At 71.9% G+C, this 19104-nt stretch carries 11 protein-coding genes; 6 read left to right on the top strand and 5 right to left on the bottom strand.

Going from position 1 to position 19104, the window contains the following annotated elements; genetic code table 11:
• Window positions 1-352: 352 nt before the first annotated feature.
• The 3 genes from ACIQ7M_RS10290 to nirD are packed head-to-tail and all read left to right on the top strand — an operon-like array spanning window position 353 to window position 4595.
• The gene (locus ACIQ7M_RS10290; protein WP_403641999.1) at window positions 353-1630 is read left to right on the top strand and encodes an NAD(P)/FAD-dependent oxidoreductase; all 1278 of its coding nucleotides are present in this window, start codon (window positions 353-355) and stop codon (window positions 1628-1630) included.
• Window positions 1630-4236 carry a nitrite reductase large subunit NirB gene (nirB, locus tag ACIQ7M_RS10285; RefSeq protein ID WP_403641996.1) on the top strand — a complete coding sequence of 869 codons (2607 nt, stop codon included), beginning with the start codon at window positions 1630-1632 and terminating at the stop codon, window positions 4234-4236. The genes ACIQ7M_RS10290 and nirB overlap by 1 nt, the downstream gene beginning before the upstream one ends.
• Window positions 4233-4595, top strand: coding sequence for a nitrite reductase small subunit NirD (gene nirD, locus ACIQ7M_RS10280; protein WP_355769088.1), 363 nt, complete (start codon window positions 4233-4235; stop codon window positions 4593-4595). Before nirB ends, nirD begins: the two co-directional genes overlap by 4 nt.
• 81 nt (window positions 4596-4676) lie before the next feature.
• Here nirD and ACIQ7M_RS10275 read toward each other — a convergent pair whose 3' ends face one another.
• The 4 genes from ACIQ7M_RS10275 to ACIQ7M_RS10260 all read right to left on the bottom strand — a co-directional run bounded on the left by ACIQ7M_RS10275 (window position 4677) and on the right by ACIQ7M_RS10260 (window position 12394).
• On the bottom strand, window positions 4677-5606 hold the full coding sequence (locus ACIQ7M_RS10275) for an oxidoreductase (RefSeq protein WP_403641992.1): 930 nt from the start codon (window positions 5604-5606) through the stop codon (window positions 4677-4679).
• Between the two features lie 75 nt (window positions 5607-5681).
• Complete coding sequence (locus tag ACIQ7M_RS10270; protein ID WP_403641989.1) at window positions 5682-7379, bottom strand: LCP family protein; 1698 nt, start codon at window positions 7377-7379, stop codon at window positions 5682-5684.
• A 346-nt stretch (window positions 7380-7725) separates the two neighbouring features.
• On the bottom strand, window positions 7726-10467 hold the full coding sequence (gene ppdK, locus ACIQ7M_RS10265) for a pyruvate, phosphate dikinase (protein ID WP_386977555.1): 2742 nt from the start codon (window positions 10465-10467) through the stop codon (window positions 7726-7728).
• 700 nt (window positions 10468-11167) lie between these two features.
• Window positions 11168-12394 carry an ROK family protein gene (locus ACIQ7M_RS10260; protein WP_355764002.1) on the bottom strand — a complete coding sequence of 409 codons (1227 nt, stop codon included), beginning with the start codon at window positions 12392-12394 and terminating at the stop codon, window positions 11168-11170.
• Window positions 12395-12678: 284 nt separating this feature from the next.
• Between ACIQ7M_RS10260 and ACIQ7M_RS10255 the strand changes: the two genes are divergently transcribed.
• The gene (locus ACIQ7M_RS10255; protein ID WP_403642240.1) at window positions 12679-14238 is read left to right on the top strand and encodes an MGH1-like glycoside hydrolase domain-containing protein; all 1560 of its coding nucleotides are present in this window, start codon (window positions 12679-12681) and stop codon (window positions 14236-14238) included.
• The gene (locus ACIQ7M_RS10250) at window positions 14235-16172 is read left to right on the top strand and encodes a glycogen debranching N-terminal domain-containing protein (RefSeq protein WP_355763999.1); all 1938 of its coding nucleotides are present in this window, start codon (window positions 14235-14237) and stop codon (window positions 16170-16172) included. The genes ACIQ7M_RS10255 and ACIQ7M_RS10250 overlap by 4 nt, the downstream gene beginning before the upstream one ends.
• A 92-nt stretch (window positions 16173-16264) precedes the next feature.
• On the opposite strand, the gene dusB is transcribed toward ACIQ7M_RS10250, so the two are convergent.
• Complete coding sequence (dusB, locus tag ACIQ7M_RS10245) at window positions 16265-17431, bottom strand: tRNA dihydrouridine synthase DusB (protein WP_403641984.1); 1167 nt, start codon at window positions 17429-17431, stop codon at window positions 16265-16267.
• A 96-nt stretch (window positions 17432-17527) separates the two neighbouring features.
• On the opposite strand from dusB, the gene ACIQ7M_RS10240 reads away from it, so the two are divergent.
• A complete protein-coding gene (locus ACIQ7M_RS10240) occupies window positions 17528-18991 on the top strand; it encodes an MFS transporter (RefSeq protein WP_355763994.1) in 1464 nt (487 codons plus the stop codon).
• Window positions 18992-19104: the final 113 nt, after the last annotated feature.

Here is a 19104-nt window from a genome sequence, read left to right as displayed (position 1 = left end):
TTCACGGACAGGGTCCGATGGCTTCACGGACGGGATCCGGGGCCTTCCCGGACGGGGTCCGATGGCTCCACGGACAGGGTCCGGGGACTTCTCGGACGGGAGCCGGGACCTTCCCGGACGGGAGCCGGCCTGCCTTTGCCTGACGGGGTCCGGCCCTGACAAGGATTCCGCCGGGCGGTGCCCCGATCGATCGTGCCCGCACGTGGACCGGGGGTTCGGTCAGCCCCACCCCGCGCTCCCCGCGGCCCTCCCCCGGCCCTCACACCACCGCCCCGCCCACGCTGAGGGCAGCGTTCCTCCCGGGAAACAGGGGTGATGCCACCGGGTAACACCGGCACCGCACGGTGTGGTCATGACCTCGAATACGCGTGTGGTGGTGATCGGCGCCGGCCTCGCGGGCGTCCGGCTCGCCCGGCGGATCGGTGAGCTCGGCGGGTCCGCGCTGGTCGTCGGCGAGGAGGAGCACCGGCCCTACAACCGGGTGCTGCTCGCCGAGGTGCTGGCCGGACGCTACGAGCCGGAGGTGATCTCGCTCCCGGCCCCGCCGGAGCTGGTCCGCGCCCGGGTCACCGGCATCGACCGCCTCGCGCGGACCGTGCGCTGCGCGGACGACACGGAGATCGCATACGACACGCTGGTCCTGGCCACCGGCTCCAACCCGGTACTGCCCCCGCTGCGCGGCCTGTTCACGGACGACCACGAACTGCCCGAGGGCGTCCACGCGTTCCGCACCATGGACGACTGCCTGGGCCTGTCGAAGGCGCTGCGGCCGGGGGTACGGGCGGTCGTCGTCGGCGGCGGTCTGCTGGGCGTCTCCGCGGCCCGCGCGCTCGCCGTGCGCGGCGCCCAGGTGGTCCTCGCCCAGCAGGCCGAGCGGCTCATGGAGCGCCAGCTCGACCCGAACGCCTCGAAACTGGTGCTGCGGCATCTGCTGGACCTCGGTGTCGAGGTGCACACCGAGTGTCGGGTGCGGGACGTGCGCTGCCCGGGCGGCGCGGTCCGTTCGGTGGAACTGGCCGACGGATACGCGCTCGACGCCGACCTGGTGGTGCTGGCCTGCGGAGTCCGCCCGCGGGCGGGCCTGGCCAAGGCGGCCGGGCTCGCCGTCCACAAGGGTGTCCTCGTCGACGACGAACTGCGCACCAGCGACCCGCACATCCGCGCCGTCGGCGACTGCGCCCAGCACGACGGGACCCTCTACGGGCTCGCCGCCCCCGCCCTCGAACAGGCGGACACCCTGGCCGAATCGCTCGCGGGGAACGGGAACGCCCGCTACACCGGCACCCGTTCCCTGACCCGGCTCACCCTGACCGGACGGAACACCTCCGCCGGTCTCGCCCCCGCCGAGCTCGCCGCCGCCGGTCTCACCCGCTCCGGGCTCGCGCCGTTCGACCTGGCGGTGTTCGGCGAGACCGAACCACGCCCCGGCGACGACGTCGTCCAGCTCGCGGACGCCACCCGCGGCACCTACCGCAAGGTCGTCGTCCGCGACGACCGCCTCGTCGGCGGGGTTCTCGTCGGCGAACTCGGCACCGTCGGCGCGCTCGCCCGCGCCTGGGAGGGAGCGGAGCCGCTCCCCGCCGGCGGCGCCCCTCTGCTCCACCTGCTCACCAACGATGGAGGCTCCTGATGACTGCCACCCCGGGGGCCATCCCCACGATCGTGCTCGTCGGCCACGGCATGGTCGGCCAGCGCTTCCTCGAAGCGCTCGCCGAACGCGGCCTGACCGCCACGCACCGCGTGGTCGTGCTGTGCGAGGAACCGCGCCCCGCCTACGACCGCGTCGCCCTCACCTCGTACTTCTCGGGGAAGACCCCCGAGGACCTCTCCATGACCGACATGGAGTTCATCCGCGAGCACGGCATCGAGCTGCACGTCGGCGACCCGGCGGAGTCGGTCGACCGGGACGCGCGCACCGTGACGTCCAGGTCCGGTCTGACGGTCGGCTACGACACGCTCGTGCTGGCCACCGGTTCCTTCCCCTTCGTGCCGCCGGTCCCCGGCAAGGACGCCGAGGGCTGTTTCGTCTACCGCACGATCGAGGACCTGCTCGCCATCGAGGCGTACGCGACATCGCGGGCGACGACCGGAGCCGTCGTCGGCGGCGGTCTGCTGGGCCTGGAGGCCGCGGGCGCGCTCAACGGCCTCGGACTCACCAGCCACATCGTGGAGTTCGCGCCCCGGCTGATGCCGGTCCAGGTCGACGAGGGCGGCGGGGCCGCGCTCCTGCGCACGATCGAGGAGATGGGCCTGTCCGTCCACACGGGTGTGGGCACACAGGAGATCGTGGTCGGCGAGGACGGCGCGGTCACCGGCATGAAGCTCTCCGACGGCTCCGAACTCGCCACCGACCTGGTGGTGTTCTCCGCCGGTGTCCGCCCCCGCGACCAACTGGCCCGCGACTGCGGTCTGACGGTCGGCGAGCGCGGCGGCATCACCGTCGACGAGCAGTGCCGCACCGTCGCCGACCCGCGGGTGTTCGCGATCGGCGAGTGCGCGCTGGCGGCGGACGGCCGGGTGTACGGCCTGGTGGCGCCGGGCTACGAGCAGGCGGAGACGGCCGCGGCGACCATCGCCGAGGACGAGAAGGCGTTCACGGGCGCGGACCTGTCCACCAAGCTCAAGCTGCTGGGTGTCGACGTGGCGTCCTTCGGCGACGCGCACGGCACCACCGAGGACTGCCTGGACGTCGTCTACTCCGACTCCCGCGCGGGCCTGTACAAGAAGCTGGTCATCGGCCGGGACGGCACGCTGCTCGGCGGCATCCTGATCGGCGACGCGGAGGCGTACGGCACGCTGCGCGCGTTCACCGGCTCGGTCCCGCCGGTGTCCCCCGAGTCCCTGGTCCTGCCGGCGGGCGCGGGCGCCCCGGTGCAGCTCGGCCCCTCCGCGCTGCCGGACGAGGCGGTCATCTGTTCCTGCCACAACGTCACCAAGGGCGCGATCCGCGGCGCGGTGACCGAGCACTCCTGCACCACCGTGCCCGAGGTCAAGAAGTGCACCAAGGCCGGTACGGGCTGCGGCAGTTGCGTCAAGGTGCTCGGCCAGCTCGTCACCGCCGAGCTGGAGGCGGGCGGCGTCGAGGTCGACAAGGGCCTGTGCGGCTGCTTCGGGCAGACCCGCGAGGAGCTGTACGAGATCGTCCTGGCGCTCAGGATCACCTCGTACCGGACGCTGCTGGACCGGTACGGCCGTGAGGGCGCCCGGGGCGGTGACGGCTGCGAGGTCTGCAAGCCCGCCGTCGGCTCGATCTTCGCCTCCCTCGCGCCCACGATCGGCGCCGACGGCTACGTCCTGGAGGGCGAACAGGCCGCGCTCCAGGACACCAACGACCACTTCCTCGCCAACCTCCAGAAGAACGGCTCGTACTCGATCGTGCCGCGCATCCCCGGCGGCGAGATCACCCCCGAGAAGCTCATCGTGATCGGTGAGGTGGCACGGGACTTCGGGCTCTACACGAAGATCACCGGCGGTCAGCGGATCGACCTGTTCGGTGCGCGGGTGGAGCAACTCCCGCTGATCTGGGCGCGACTGGTGGACGCCGGCTTCGAGTCCGGGCACGCGTACGGGAAGTCGCTGCGGACGGTGAAGTCCTGTGTCGGGCAGACCTGGTGCCGGTACGGGGTGCAGGACTCGGTCCGGATGGCGATCGACCTGGAGCTGCGCTACCGGGGTCTGCGGTCCCCGCACAAGCTGAAGTCGGCGGTGTCGGGCTGTGCCCGCGAGTGCGCCGAGGCCCAGTCGAAGGACTTCGGCATCATCGCCACCTCCAACGGCTGGAACCTGTACGTCGGCGGCAACGGCGGCGCGACCCCGCGCCACGCGGACCTGCTGGCCCAGGACCTGTCCGACGCCGAACTGGTCCGTCTCATCGACCGGTTCCTGATGTTCTACATCCGCACCGCGGACCGTCTGGAGCGCACCTCGACCTGGCTGGAGCGGATTCCCGGCGGCCTCGACCACGTCCGCGAGGTGGTCGTGGAGGACTCGCTCGGCATCTGCGAGGAACTGGAGTCCCTGATGACCGCGCACGTCGCGAACTACCGGGACGAGTGGGCCGAGACCATCAACGACCCGGAGAAGCTGGGCCGGTTCGTGTCGTTCGTGAACGCCCCCGACACCCCGGACCCGGTCGTCGGCTTCGTCCCCGAGCGCGACCAGATCAAGCCCGACCTGCCCCTGCTGACCATCGGACACCGCCCCCTTGAGGCTCTGGAAGGAAGTGCCCAGCGATGACCCTGGCCCCCGAGACGACCCGGCCGGCGACGGCCCTCACGCTCCAGCTCCTGCTGGAGGACGACTGGTTCACGGTCTGCGAGCTGTCCCTGCTGACACCGGGCCGGGGAGTCGCCGCCCTCCTCCCGGACGGCCGCCAGGTCGCACTGTTCACCGACCGGGCGGGACGGGCGTACGCGATCGACAACCGTGATCCGTTCAGCGGGGCGACGGTGCTCTCCCGCGGCCTGACCGGCACCCACCGGGGCCGCCCCTTCGTCGCCTCCCCGCTGCTCAAGCAGCGCTTCGACCTGGAGTCCGGGCGGTGCCTGGACGACGAGGACGTGCGGGTGGCGACGTACGAGGTGCGGGCCGCCTGACCGGCCGGTCCGGGACCTCGCCCCGGAGTACGGGCCGGGCCCGCGACGCGCACCCGGACCCGGACCCGGGGTGCGCTGCCGTCAGCCCTTGAGGCCCTCGTGGACGACACCCGTGAGCCGCTCCGAGGCGGCCCAGAGCCGCTCCGCGCGGGTGTCGTCACGGGTCCGGCCGGCCCGCCAGGACGTCGAGGGCGAGCCGCGCCACATCGCGAAGGACGGCCCGACGAAGGTGTCGGGCCGTACGCCGGGTGCGGTGGCCGCGTACAGCGTCGGCAGCGCCCCGGCCTCGGCGCTCTGCCCGAGGACGCGGTTGCCGATCTCCATCAGCCGCTCGGCGCCCCTGCGCCCCTCGAGCCGGGGCCCTGCGGTCTGCAGGTTGGTGGAGGCGTACCCGGGGTGCGCCGCGGCCGCGACGACATCGGACCCGGTGACGGACAGCCGCCGCGCGAGCTCGTGCGTGAACAGGAGATTGGCGCTCTTGGACCGGCCGTAGGCGATCCACCTGCGGTAGGTCCCCTTCTCTCCGCCGAGGTCGTCGGGATCGAGGTCGGCCAGGACGTGCAGCATGCTCGACACGGTGACGATCCGCGCGCCGGGGGTCGTCGCGATCGTCGGGAACAGCAGCCCGGTGAGCGCGAAGTGCCCGAGGTGATTGACCCCGATCTGCGTCTCGAACCCGTCCGCCGTCGTCCCGTACGGCAGCGCCATCACGCCCGCGTTGTTCACGAGCAGGTCGAGGCGGTCGTAGGAGAAGGAGTCCGCGAACTCCCTCACGGACGCGAGGTCCCCGAGGTCGAGCCGGCCGAACTCCACCTCGGCGCCGGGCACTTCGGCGGCGATCCGCTCGACCGCCGCCCTGCCGCGCGCCTCGCCGCGACAGGCGAGCACCACCCGGGCCCCGTGGCGTGCCAGTTCGCGCGCGGTGACGAGGCCGAGCCCGCTGTTGGCCCCGGTGACAACGGCGACCCTCCCCCGCTGCCCGGGTATGTCCTTCGCGCCCCAGCCACCCATGCCCCGCTCCTCCCAGTGCCCCGCCGTCGTCCCCAGCCTACGGACGCCGCCCGGCCCGGCTCACACCCCTCCGGATCAGCCGACGCACTCGTTCTTGTCGGCGTGTGACTGCGGGACGCCGGCCGGGGGCTCGGCCCGGCCGGTGAGAGGCACTCCGGCGCCCTGGAAGTCGTGTCCGAGGGTGAGGATCATGTCGGTGCCCGGTCCCGAGTCGTCCTTGCCGGGGTGGAGCGCCGAGGCGGGCAGGCCCATCATCGCGGCGAGGGACCGGGCCTGGTCCGCCTGGTCGGGACCGTAGGCCAGGGTCGTACGGTCCTGCGGCGCCCCGGGGGCGTTGCCGCCGTTGGTGGAATGGGCCACGCCCTTGGTGTTCTGCAGCCACTGCAGGACGGTCTGCGCCGCGCCCTGGGGGCCACCGCCGTTGTAGACGGTGACGCGCACCTGCGAGGGGTCCGCCTTGGAGCCCCGGAGCTTGGCGTCGGAGGCCTTGGGCTTCTTCGTGACCTCGGTCAGCGAGACGTCGTTCTTGATCGCCGCCAGGAGCGCGGGCGCCTTGGTCCTGTCGACCACCACGGTCCTGTGGTGTGTCCCCTCGGCCGGATTGTCGACGACCGGGAACGTCGTGAAGGTGATGTGCTCGGGATCGACCCGGTTGAGATCCTTGGCGAGGGCGGTGAGCTTGCCGACACCGCCGATCCCGGTGTCCACCGTGAGCGACTTGGTGGCCGCGTTCGCCAGCTTGAACAGCTTCCCGGGATCGGTGAGGGTGTTGCCGGACTTCATCCGGCGGATCATCGAACCCAGGAACTGCTTCTGAAGGTCGATGCGGTCGAGGTCGCTGCCGTTCTTCAGCGAGTGACGGGTCCTGACGAACTGGAGGGCCTGTTCGCCCTGGACCGTGTGCGGGCCGGCGGCCAGGCGCAGATGGGAGCCCTGGCCCAGGCGGTCCGTGTCGTCGATGGCGTGGGCGAGGCAGATCGGAACTCCTCCGACGGCCGTCGAGAGGGTCTTCACGGCCTCGAAGTTGACCAGGATGAAGTGGTCGACCGGCAGGCCGGTGAGCTCGGTGACGGTCCGCATCGTGCAGCCCGGGTCGCGGCCCGCCTGGCCGAGACTCTCGTTGAACCGCGGACTGAACCTCGCTTCGGGCGTCCCGTGGATCGTCTTCGTGGAGCCGTCCTTCTGCTTGGTCGGGCAGTCGGGTATGCCGGTGACCATGTCGCGCGGGATGCTCATGGCCGTCGCGTTCGACCGGTCCTTCGCCACGTGGAAGAGGATCGTGGTGTCGGCGTGCCCCAGGCTCCCCGCGTCTCCGTACTTCCCGCCCAGGCCCACGCGGCTGTCGGTGCCGATGACCAGGATGTTCACCGCGTCCTTACTGGTCGCGTTCTTGCTTCCCGCCGTGCCGACGTCCACCGTGCTGATGTTGCCGTTGAAGTGCCGGTACAGCAGATAGGCCCCGGTACTGCCCGCCAGCAGCACGAAGCCCAGCGTCCCCGCGGTCCACATCAGGACCTTCCGTTTCGTGGACCGCTTGGCCTTCCGGGACCTCACCGCGCCGCGACGACGAGTGGCGCGGCCCGGCTCCGGAACGGACCGCCGCTCCGGCTCGGCCTGCCGCTCCCCCTCGCGGCGCGTGCGGCTCCGTCTCTGCGTCGGCACCGTCGCGGCCGGCGCGTCACCGGCTCCTGCCCGCAGCCGGTACTCACCGCTCTCCGGGTCGAGGACCCACTGGTCCGCGGGGTCGATGTCGCTGCCGCCTTGCGTGTCCACGGTCCTCCGTCTGTGCTGCCCCGCCCCCACGGGGTCCTGAACCCGGCCCCTGCCGGATCCGCCCCGCGGCCGACCCCGGGATGCCCGTTCAGACATTCGAACGCGGCCGATGGTTGCCCTCAGGCGACGCACAACAGCCCTACAGGAAGCAGGCCTTGACGGAACTCGTCCGCCCCGGAGGGCACAAGGCGGGCATAAGGAGGGCACACCGGCCCCAGGGGCTGAAAACGCCCGAAAGGGCGGCACCCCCGCACAGGGTGTCGCCCTTTCTCGTGGGCCGGGGCCGCCGCCCATCGGTGGTGAGGGTCGGGGACGGACGGCGGACCCGGGGTCCGGTGCCCGGGGGCTAGCGGTGGTCGCTGCCCTGCGAGCTGGAGGCCGCGCGGCCCGCTTCCAGGCGGGCGACCGGGATGCGGAACGGGGAGCAGGAGACGTAGTCGAGTCCCACCTCGTGGAAGAAGTGGACGGACTCGGGGTCGCCGCCGTGCTCGCCGCAGACGCCGAGCTTCAGGTCGGGGCGGGTCTCGCGGCCGGCCTGGACCGCGGACTTCACCAGGGAACCGACGCCGTCCTTGTCGATCGTCTCGAACGGGCTGACGCCGAAGATGCCCTTCTCCAGGTACGCCGTGAAGAAGGAGGCCTCCACGTCGTCGCGGCTGAAGCCCCACACCGTCTGGGTCAGGTCGTTCGTGCCGAAGGAGAAGAACTCCGCCGCCTCGGCGATCTGGCCGGCCGTCAGCGCGGCACGCGGCAGCTCGATCATCGTGCCGATCGCCAGCTTCAACCGCACACCGGTGGCCGCCTCGACCTCCGCGATGACCTGGTCGGCCTCCTCGCGGACGATCTCCAGCTCCTGGACCGTGCCGACGAGCGGGATCATGATCTCCGCGCGCGGGTCGCCCTTGGCGTTCTTGCGCTCGGCGGCCGCCTCCGCGATGGCCCGTACCTGCATGGTGAACAGACCGGGGATGACGAGGCCGAGGCGCACGCCGCGCAGACCCAGCATCGGGTTCGACTCGTGCAGGCGGTGCACCGCCTGGAGCAGGCGCAGGTCGTTCTCGTTGGCGTCCTTGCGGGACTCCGCGAGCGCGACGCGCACCGACAGCTCGGTGATGTCCGGCAGGAACTCGTGCAGCGGCGGGTCCAGCAGACGGACGGTGACCGGGAGGCCGTCCATCGCCGAGAACAGCTCCACGAAGTCCTTCTTCTGGAGCGGCAGGAGCGCCTTGAGCGACTCCTCGCGCTCGGTGTCGGTGTCCGCGAGGATCAGCCGCTCGACCAGCTCCCGGCGGTCGCCCAGGAACATGTGCTCGGTGCGGCACAGGCCGATGCCCTGGGCGCCGAAGCGGCGGGCGCGCAGCGCGTCCTCGGCATTGTCGGCGTTGGCGCGTACACGCAGGCTGCGCTTGCGGTCGGCGAAGGCCATGATCCGGTGGACGGCCTCGACCAGTTCGTCGGCGTCGTCCGCTCCGGCGTGCATCCGGCCCTCGAAGTACTCGACGACCGGGGACGGGACGACGGGGACCTCACCGAGGTACACCTTGCCGCTGGAGCCGTCGATCGAGATGAGGTCGCCCTCCTCGACGACGTGCCCGCCGGGCACGGTCATCCGGCGGCGCTTGGTGTCGACCTCCAGCTCCTCGGCGCCGCAGACACAGGTCTTGCCCATGCCGCGCGCGACGACGGCCGCGTGGGAGGTCTTGCCGCCGCGGGAGGTGAGGATGCCCTCGGCCGCGATCATGCCGTCGAGGTCGTCGGGGTTCGTCTCCCGGCGGACGAGGATGACCTTCTCGCCGGAGCGGGACCACTTCACCGCGGTGTACGAGTCGAAGACCGCCTTGCCGACCGCGGCACCCGGCGACGCGGCGATGCCCCGGCCGACCTGCTGGACCTTCGCGTCCTCGTCGAAGCGCGGGAACATGAGCTGCGCGAGCTGGGCGCCCGTCACCCGCTGGAGCGCCTCGGCCTCGTCGATCAGGCCCTGGTCCACGAGCTGCGTGGCGATACGGAAGGCCGCGCCCGCCGTGCGCTTGCCGACACGCGTCTGGAGCATCCAGAGCTGGCCGCGCTCGATGGTGAACTCGATGTCGCAGAGATCCTTGTAGTGGTTCTCCAGGGTCTCCATGATCTGCATGAGCTGGTCGTACGACTTCTTGTCGATCGACTCCAGCTCGGCGAGCGGGACCGTGTTGCGGATACCGGCGACGACGTCCTCGCCCTGGGCGTTCTGGAGGTAGTCGCCGTAGACGCCCTGGTGGCCGGAGGCGGGGTCGCGGGTGAAGGCGACGCCGGTGCCGGAGTCGGGGCCGAGGTTGCCGAAGACCATCGAACAGATGTTGACGGCCGTGCCGAGGTCGCCGGGGATGCGCTCCTGGCGGCGGTAGAGCTTGGCGCGGTCGGTGTTCCAGGAGTCGAAGACCGCCTTGATGGCGAGGTCCATCTGCTCGCGCGGGTCCTGCGGGAAGTCCCGGCCGGCCTCGGTCTTGACGATCTTCTTGAACTTGGTGACGAGCTTCTTGAGGTCGGCCGCCTCCAGGTCCGTGTCGACGGCGACCTTCTTGAGGTCCTTCGCCGCGTCCAGGGCCTCCTCGAAGAGTTCGCCGTCGACCCCGAGGACCGTCTTGCCGAACATCTGGATGAGGCGGCGGTAGGAGTCCCACGCGAAGCGGTCGTCGCCGGCCTGCCGGGACAGGCCCAGCACGGACTTGTCGGAGAGCCCGATGTTCAGGACGGTGTCCATCATGCCGGGCATGGAGAACTTGGCCCCGGAGCGGACGGAGACGAGCAGGGGGTCGTCCGCCTGGCCGAGCTTCTTGCCCATCTTGGCTTCGAGGGCCTCGAGGTGCGCACTCACCTCGTCACGCAGTGCCGCCGGCTCCTCGCCACTGTCGAGGTACGTCTTGCACGCCTCGGTGGTGATGGTGAAGCCGGGCGGGACGGGGAGACCCAGGTTGGTCATTTCGGCGAGGTTGGCGCCCTTGCCCCCGAGCAGGTCCTTGAGGTCCCTGTTGCCCTCGGTGAAGTCATAAACGAACTTCGCTCCACCAACGCCGCTTTCGGCTACGTGGGGATCTTTGTTTTCCGACACGAGTCTCGACTCCTCGACGTCGCGGTGGCTGCCCTGACGACGGGGAACATACCCAGATCGAAGGCGTCTGGGTACGTCCACTTGCGCGTCATGCGCCTGTAACCACTCGTCCGCCACCAGATCCAAAGTCAAGGGTTGGCAAGTCATCGGGCCACGATGTTTTCACTTCTTGAACGAATCAGGCCCCACAAGGCGTCTATACCGCTCAGGTGAGCACCGTTCAGCACGTCTGAGTTTAATCGATGAACGATCAGCGGGTGGCACTGAGTGCCACCCCTTAGGGAAGTGCAGCCGTGCATGATCCGCTCATCTGAGCGTGACCCCTATCAAGGGTGGCGAGAATCACGCCACCCGGAGGGGTCAGATTTCATGATGCGGACCACGATCCGGGCACGACACACGGGGATACGGGCACGACACACGGATGGCTCACACGGATGCCCGATCTCGCGGATGCCCGATCTCGCGGAAGGCCGGTCTCACGGAAGGCCGATCTCGCGGAAGGCCGGTCTCACGGAAGGCCGGTCTCACGGAAGGCCGGTCTCACGGAAGGCCGGTCTCACGGAAGGCCGGTCTCACGGAAGGCCGGTCTCACCGATGCCCAACCTCGCTGATGCCTGATCTCGCGGATGCCCGGACACAGGGACTCCAGGACACAAGGACTCCAGGACACAGGGACGCCCGGCACCACGGACGCCGGTCACACGCCGAGCGCCGCCAGCCGCTCCTCGGCCCGCTCCGGCGCGTACAGGTGCTCCACGACCAGCGCGCCCGCGCCCACGAGCCCGGCCCGCTCGCCGAGCCGGGAGGTCACCACGTCCAGATGAGCGGTGGAACGCGGCAGCGCCCGCTGGTACAGCAGCTCCCGGACGCCCGTGAGGAAAGCGGTGCCGGCCAGATCCCCGGCGATCATCAGCACCCCCGGGTTGAGCAGGGTCACCACCGTGGCCAGGACGTCCCCGACCCGCCGCCCCGCCTCCCGCGCGAGCGCCGTCGCCTCCGGGTGCCCGGCCGCCAGCAGCTCGCGCACGTCCGAGCCGGACGCGGCCGGGACCCCGGACTCCGCGAGCCGGCGCGCCACCGCGCCACCACTGGCGACGGCGGCCAGACAGCCGTACGAGCCGCACCGGCACAGCGCGTCGGCGCCCACCCGGATGTGCCCGATGTCGCCGGCGCCGCCGTCGATGCCCCGGTAGACGGTGCCGCCGACGACCATGCCCGCGCCGATACCGGTGGAGACCTTGACCAGCGCGAACGCCGAGCAGTCCGGATAGCCGGCGCGCTGCTCCCCGTACGCCATGAGGTTGGCGTCGTTGTCGACGAGCACGGGGACGCGCGCGGCGCCGGTGCCCGCGTGCTCGGCGAAGGCGCGGCCCAGCCGTCCCCGTATGTCGTAGCCGTCCCAGCCGGGCATGATCGGCGGCTGGACCACGCGGCCGGTCTCGCTGTCGACGGGGCCCGGCACCGCGAGCCCGATGCCGCACACGGCGTCGGCGCTCCGGCCGGACTTCCCGACCAGCTCGGCGAACCAGCGGCCGAGTTCGCCGAGGACCGCCTCGGGCCCGTCGTCGACGATCAGGGGACCCGCGTGCTCGGCGAGGATCTCGCCGGTCAGGGTGAGGACGGCGGCGCGGCCGTGCCGGGTGTCGAGGTCGGCGGCGAGGACGACGGCGTGCTCGTCGTCGAACTCCAGGGTGATGGAGGGACGTCCGCCGAGCGGCGAGTCGACGGGGCCGCCCGCACCCTCACGGAGCCAGCCCGCACGGAACAGCCGGTCCAGGCGATGGCCGACCGTGGCCCGCGACAGACCGGTGGCCCGCTGGAGCGCTCCGCGCGTGGTGGCCCGCCCACTGCGCACCAGTTCGAGCAGTTCTCCGGCGCTTGCCTGGTTCCCGGTCTTCACGGTCACTCCCCGCCTTTCCGTCATGCGCACCCTCTTGCGTTCCCCAACTCTGCATTACATATTGAGTTTTGCGTGTTAAATAGACGTAACCCTACGGCAGACACTGCCGAACCGGCCGGCCGGACGTCTTCGGGGAGACCTGAGTGGACAGCACAACCCAGCTCACCGCCCTGCACAGGGGACCCGTCACCCCCGTGCGCAGCTCCGGCACTCCGGCGCACGCCTCCGGACCGCCCTCCCCGCCCCGCGCGGACGGCGTCGTCCGGAGCGGACCACCCGTATACGATCCCGGCGGACCGTCAGGATCGCTGCACCTCAGGGCCTCCCGGGTGCTGGAGGGCAACTGGACCGGAACGTCCACGGTGCCCTCGCGCGGCCTGTATCCGCACCAGTGGTCCTGGGACTCCGCGTTCATCGCGATCGGCCTCCGGCATCTGTCCCCCGTGCGGGCGCAGACGGAGCTGGAGACCCTGCTCGGCGCGCAGTGGGCCGACGGGCGTGTGCCGCACATCGTGTTCAACCCCTCCGTCCCGCTCGACGCGTACTTCCCGAGTCCCGACTTCTGGCGCTCCTCCACCGCCGGGCGCGCCGCGGGCGCCCCGCGCACGGTACAGACGTCGGGCATCGTGCAGCCACCGGTGCACGCGCTCGCGGTGTGGCTGGTGCACCGGGCGGACCCGGGACTGTCCAGGGCCCGTTCGTTCCTCTCCCGGATGTATCCCCGCCTGGCGGCCTGGCACCGCTATCTCCTGCACCGCCGGGACTTGGGCGGCGGGGGTCTGGCCAGTGTGGTCCACCCCTGGGAGCAGGGCATGGACAACAGTCCCTGCTGGGACGCCCCGCTCGGTCGCGTGACCCCGGCGTCGGCCCGCTCCTTCCGGCGCGCCGACCTCGACCACGGCGCTCCCGAGGGCCGGCCGACGGATCTCGACTACGGGCGGTACGTACGGCTGGCCGCGGACTACCGGGACCGTGGATACGCCGACGGCGGCGGTGAGTTCGCGGTCGAGGACCCACTGTTCAACGCCCTGCTGATCGCCTCGGAGCACGCGCTGGCCGAGATCGCGCGGGAACTGGGCGCGACGGGGACGGCCCGGCACGCGCGCGCGGAACGGCTGACGGCGGCGCTGGTGGAGCGGCTGTGGGACCCGGCGGAGGGCATGTTCTTCTGCCGCGACGAGCGGAGCCCCGGCACCACCGACGGAAACGGCGGGGCCGGTGGAAGCGGCGGGGTCGGCGGAAGCAGCGCGGCCGGTGGAAACGGCGGGGCCGGTGGAAGCGGCGGCGGGACCGGAGGTTCGGGGGGCCGTGGAAGCGGCGGCGGGCGCGGTGGTGCGCTGATCCGGGAGCGCAGTGTCGCCGGGCTGCTGCCGCTCATCCTGCCCGCGCTGCCGCGGGACATCGCCGCCACGCTCGTACGGACGGCGTGCGGGCCGCGTTTCGGCCTCGGCGGGGCGGCACGGCTCGTGCCGAGCTACGACCTGACCGGCGAGGCGTTCGATCCGCACCGCTACTGGCGGGGGCCCGCCTGGTTCAACACCAACTGGCTGCTGGAGCGCGGGCTGCGGCTGCACGGGGAGCACGGACGGGCGGACGCGTTGCGGGCCGCCCTGCTGGACACCGCCGGTGAGTCCGGGTTCGCGGAGTACGTGGACCCGTTCACCGGCGAGGCCTGCGGAGCACTCGGTTTCAGCTGGACGGCGGCGCTGACGCTCGATCTGCTGCACGAGTCCTCCGGGGCGGCACCGGTCGTGTCCCCGCAGGGGCGCGACGCGTTGACCGACACGGCACCGGGCACCGGCGCCGGCGGTGCGGGACAGCGCGCATTCGATTTCGGGGCGGACGCCAAGGGAGGGGACCGGGGATGACGGACCGGCATCATCTGCTCGTGCACGGTGGAACGTTCGCCGCCGTGGGCGACGGTGGGGACATCAGCGGAGTGCGGGGCGGCAGCTCTCCGGACGGGTTGTTCGTACGGGACGCCCGGCATCTCAGCCGCTGGCAGCTCACGGTGGACGGCGCGGTGCCCGAGGCGCTCACGCCGGTCGCGGACGGCGACACGGCACGCTGCGTCCTGGTGCCGCGCGGCGGCCGCAACGAACCGCCCGCCTACACGCTCTTCCGTGAACAAGCCGTCGCCGAGGGCTCGTTCGTGGAGGCGCTGCGCGTCACCAGCAACCGTCCGACCGCCACCACGGTCCGGATCGCGGTCACCGCCGACGCCGACTTCACCGATCAGTTCGAACTGCGTTCCGACCACCGCACGTACGCCAAGACGGGCGTCGTGCGCCAGCGGCAGGTCCTGGACGACGGCGTCGAGTTCAGCTACCGGCGCGGGGAGTGGCGCTCCCGTACGACGGTCACCTCCGAGCCCGCGCCGGACGGCGTGGAGGAGACGGGCACCGGCGCGCGGCGGCTCGTCTGGACCCTCGACCTCGAACCGCACGGTTCGGCGGAACTGGCCCTGCGCGTCGCGGCGCGTCCGCACGGCGCCGCGCACGAGCCGCGCGTTCCCTCCTCGCCCGCCGCGGCGGGCGCGCGACTCCTCGCCCTGGAGGACGAGTTCGCGCAGGGGGTGCCGTTCCCGACCGGCTGGCCGGAGCTGGCCGCGGCCTGCGCGCGCGGCCTGTCCGACCTGGCCGTCCTCCAGGTGCCGGCGACGGGCCCGGACGGCGAGGAGCTGCGGGTGCCCGCGGCCGGGGTCCCCTGGTTCCTCACCCTGCTGGGCCGCGACGCCCTGCTCACCTCTCTCTTCGCCCTGCCCTACCGGCCGCAGCTCGCCGCCGCCACGCTGCCCGCGCTGGCCGCCACCCAGGCGGTCGAGGTGGGGGCGGGCGCGGTCGCCCAGCCCGGCAAGATCGTGCACGAGGTACGGCACGGCGAGCTGGCGCACTTCGGGCAGGTGCCGTACGGGCGTTACTACGGTTCGGTGGACGCGACACCGCTGTTCCTGGTGCTGCTCGGCGCCTACACCGAGCGGACCGGCGATGTGACCCTGGCCCGCCGGCTGGAGCCCAACGCCCGTGCGGCGATCGGCTGGATGCTGGACCACGGCGGGCTGACCTCACGCGGCTATCTCGTGTACCGCGCGGACGGCGGCGGTCTCGCGAACCAGAACTGGAAGGACTCCCCCGGCGCCATCTGTTCGGCCGACGGCAGCCGTCCCAGCGGGCCGGTGATGGCGGCGGGCGCGCAGGGATACGCGTACGACGCGCTGCGCCGCACCGCCCAACTGGCCCGCACGGTCTGGGACGACGAGGTCTACGCGGCGCTCCTGGAACAGGCCGCCGCCGACCTGCGCGACCGATTCCAGCGGGACTTCTGGATGAGCGAACACGCCTTCCCCGCCCTGGCGTTGGACGGCGACGGCCGGCATGTCGACGCGCTCGCCTCGGACGCTGGACATCTGCTGTGGTCCGGCCTGCTGGACAAGGAGTACGGCGAACTGGTCGGCCGGCGGCTCCTCGAACCGGACTTCTTCTCCGGCTGGGGTGTGCGCACGCTCGCCGCGGGCCAGCCCGCGTACCACCCGCTGTCGTACCACCGCGGTTCCGTCTGGCCGCACGACAACGCCCTGATCACCCTGGGTCTGGCGCGGTACGGACTGCACGACGAGGCCCGTACGGTGGCGCACGGACTCGTGGACGCGGCCACGGCCGCGGGGCACCGCCTCCCGGAGGTCATCGCGGGCTACGGCCGTGACACCCATGCCCAGCCGGTGCCCTACCCGCACGCCTGCGTACGGGAGTCCCGTTCGGCGGCGGCACCACTGGCCCTGCTGGCGGCGGTGGGCGGCGCCTAGCCGTTCCGGTCCGGCGCCGAGAGGCCCGGCCCGGAGCCCGGGAGCAGGTCCGGTGCGCGTGCGGGCGGCACGCGCACCGGGCCACCGGCGGGTCAGCCGCCGGAGGTGTCCAGTTCGGCGTCCTCGGACACGCCCGCGCAGTCGTAGGGGTCCTTCAGCCAGCCGTCCGGCAGGACGACCCGGTTGTTGCCCGAGGTACGGCCGCGCGGTCCGTCGGCGCCGGTCGGCCACGGCTGGTCCTGGTCCAGCTCGGCCAGCCCGTCGGAGAGCTCGGCGAGCGACGAGGTGATCGCGAGACGCTTGCGCATCTCCGATCCCACCGAGAAGCCCTTGAGGTACCAGGCGACGTGCTTGCGGAAGTCGATGACGCCGCGCGCCTCGTCGCCGATCCACTCGCCGAGGAGCGTGGCGTGGCGGACCATGACAGTCGCGACCTCGCGGAGCGTCGGGCGCGCGTAGGCGTCGGGGCGGCCCTCGAAGGCGGCCACCAGGTCGCCGAACAGCCAGGGCCGGCCGAGGCAGCCGCGCCCGACGACGACCCCGTCGCACCCGGTCTCGCGCACCATCCGCAGCGCGTCGTCCGCCGACCAGATGTCGCCGTTGCCGAGGACGGGGATCTCCGGCACGTGCTCCTTGAGCCGGGCGATGGCGTCCCAGTCGGCGGTGCCGCCGTAGTGCTGGGCGGCGGTACGGCCGTGCAGCGCGATGGCCGTCACACCCTCCTCGACCGCGATCCGGCCCGCGTCCAGGAAGGTGATGTGGTCGTCGTCGATGCCCTTGCGCATCTTCATGGTGACGGGCAGGTCCCCGGCGCCGCTGACGGCCTCACGCAGGATCGCGCGCAGCAGGTGGCGCTTGTACGGGAGGGCGGAGCCGCCGCCCTTGCGGGTGACCTTGGGGACCGGGCAGCCGAAGTTCAGGTCGATGTGGTCGGCGAGGTCCTCTTCCGCGATCATGCGGACGGCCTTGCCGACGGTGGCCGGGTCGACACCGTAGAGCTGGATCGAGCGCGGCGTCTCGGTCGCGTCGAAGTGGATGAGCTGCATGGTCTTCTCGTTGCGCTCGACCAGCGCCCGCGTGGTGATCATCTCGCTGACGAATAGGCCCTTGCCGCCGCTGAACTCGCGGCACAGCGTGCGGAACGGGGCGTTCGTGATCCCGGCCATGGGGGCCAGGACGACGGGCGGCCGCGCCGTGTGGGGGCCGATCGAGAGCGAGGTGTTCAGCGGGGAGTCCACCGTGGACGTGGGCGTGGGCATTCCCCCATTGTGGCGTACGGGGCCGGATGCTCGCGCGGAAGATCATGTAGTGGTCATTAGTTAGACACACTATCGACAACGCCGTACGCTGAGCCCATGCCTGAGCTCAGCCACCGCCGCCGGATGCTGGTGCTCGCGATCTGCTGCATGAGTCTGCTGATCGTGAGCCTCGACGTGACGATCCTGAACGTCGCCCTGCCCTCGATGCAGCAGGAACTGCACGCGAGCGTCGCGGGCATGCAGTGGACCATCGACGCGTACACCCTGGTACTGGCCTCCCTGCTGATGCTCGCGGGCTCCACCGCCGACCGCATCGGCCGGCGCAAGGTGTTCATGACGGGCCTGGTCCTGTTCACCATCGGCTCGGTGCTCTGCTCCCTCGCCCCGAACCTCGACACCCTCATCGTCTTCCGTATGGTCCAGGCCGTCGGCGGTTCGATGCTGAACCCGGTGGCGATGTCGATCATCACCAACACCTTCACCGACCCGCGCGAGCGGGCCCGCGCGATAGGCGTCTGGGGTGCCGTGGTCGGTATCTCCATGGCCGCGGGGCCGCTGGTGGGCGGACTGCTCGTCGACACCGTGGGCTGGCGGTCCATCTTCTGGATCAACCTCCCCGTCGGCCTCGCCGCGCTCCTGCTGACGCTGCGCTTCGTCCCCGAGTCCCGCGCCCCGAAGGCCCGCCGTCCCGACCCGGTCGGCCAGCTCCTCGTCATAGCGCTGCTCGGCTCCCTCACGTACGCGATCATCGAGGCGCCCACCTCCGGGATCGTCCCCACCCTGTCCTTCGGCGTGATCGCGCTCGCCGCGCTGCTCGGCCTCCTGTGGTACGAGCCGCGGCGCGACGAACCCCTCATCGACCTGCGCTTCTTCCGCTCGGTGCCGTTCAGCGGTGCCACCGTCATCGCGGTGAGCGCGTTCGCCGCCCTCAGTGGCTTCCTGTTCCTGTCGACGCTGTACCTGCAGAACGTGCGCGGTCTGAACGCCCTGCACGCGGGTCTGTGGATGCTGCCCATGGCGTTCCTGTGCTTCGTCTGCGCTCCCGTGTCGGGGCGCCTGGTCGGCAACCGCGGTCCCCGGCCGTCGCTGCTGATCGCGGGTGCCGCGATGACCGTGAGCGGCGTGCTCTTCGCGGCGTTCGAGGCGGAGACGTCGAACGTCACGCTCGTGATCGCTTACGCCTTCTTCGGCATCGGCTTCGGCTTCGTGAACGCGCCCATCACCAACACCGCCGTCTCCGGCATGCCCCGCTCGCAGGCGGGCGTCGCCGCCGCCGTCGCCTCGACCAGCCGGCAGATCGGCGGCACCCTCGGGGTCGCGGTCATCGGCGCGGCCCTCGCCTCCGGCGTCCAGGCCTCCGCCTACCGGGAGACCTTCGTCTCGGCCTCGCTCCCCGGCTGGTGGATCATCACCGGCTGCGGTGTCGCCGTCCTCGTCCTCGGCTGGCTCAGCAGCGGACGCCGGGCCCGCGCGTCGGCCGAGCAGACGGCCCGTCTGCTGGAGTCCCCGGAGATCCGGGAGGCGGCCGGGGTGCGGGCGCGGGACGCGTCCGCAGCCTGACGGGAGGGGCGGCTCGGGGGCCGCTACGGGGCGGGCCCGTGCGGGTCGACCCAGAGCGGGGTCGGGCCGAGCAGGGTCGGGGCCGAACGGGTCGCGGGACCCGGACGGATCGC

Origin of the sequence: Streptomyces sp. NPDC096324 (assembly GCF_044763015.1) — a bacterium.
Classification (GTDB): domain Bacteria; phylum Actinomycetota; class Actinomycetes; order Streptomycetales; family Streptomycetaceae; genus Streptomyces.
This window is presented reverse-complemented; position numbering and strand designations above follow the sequence as displayed.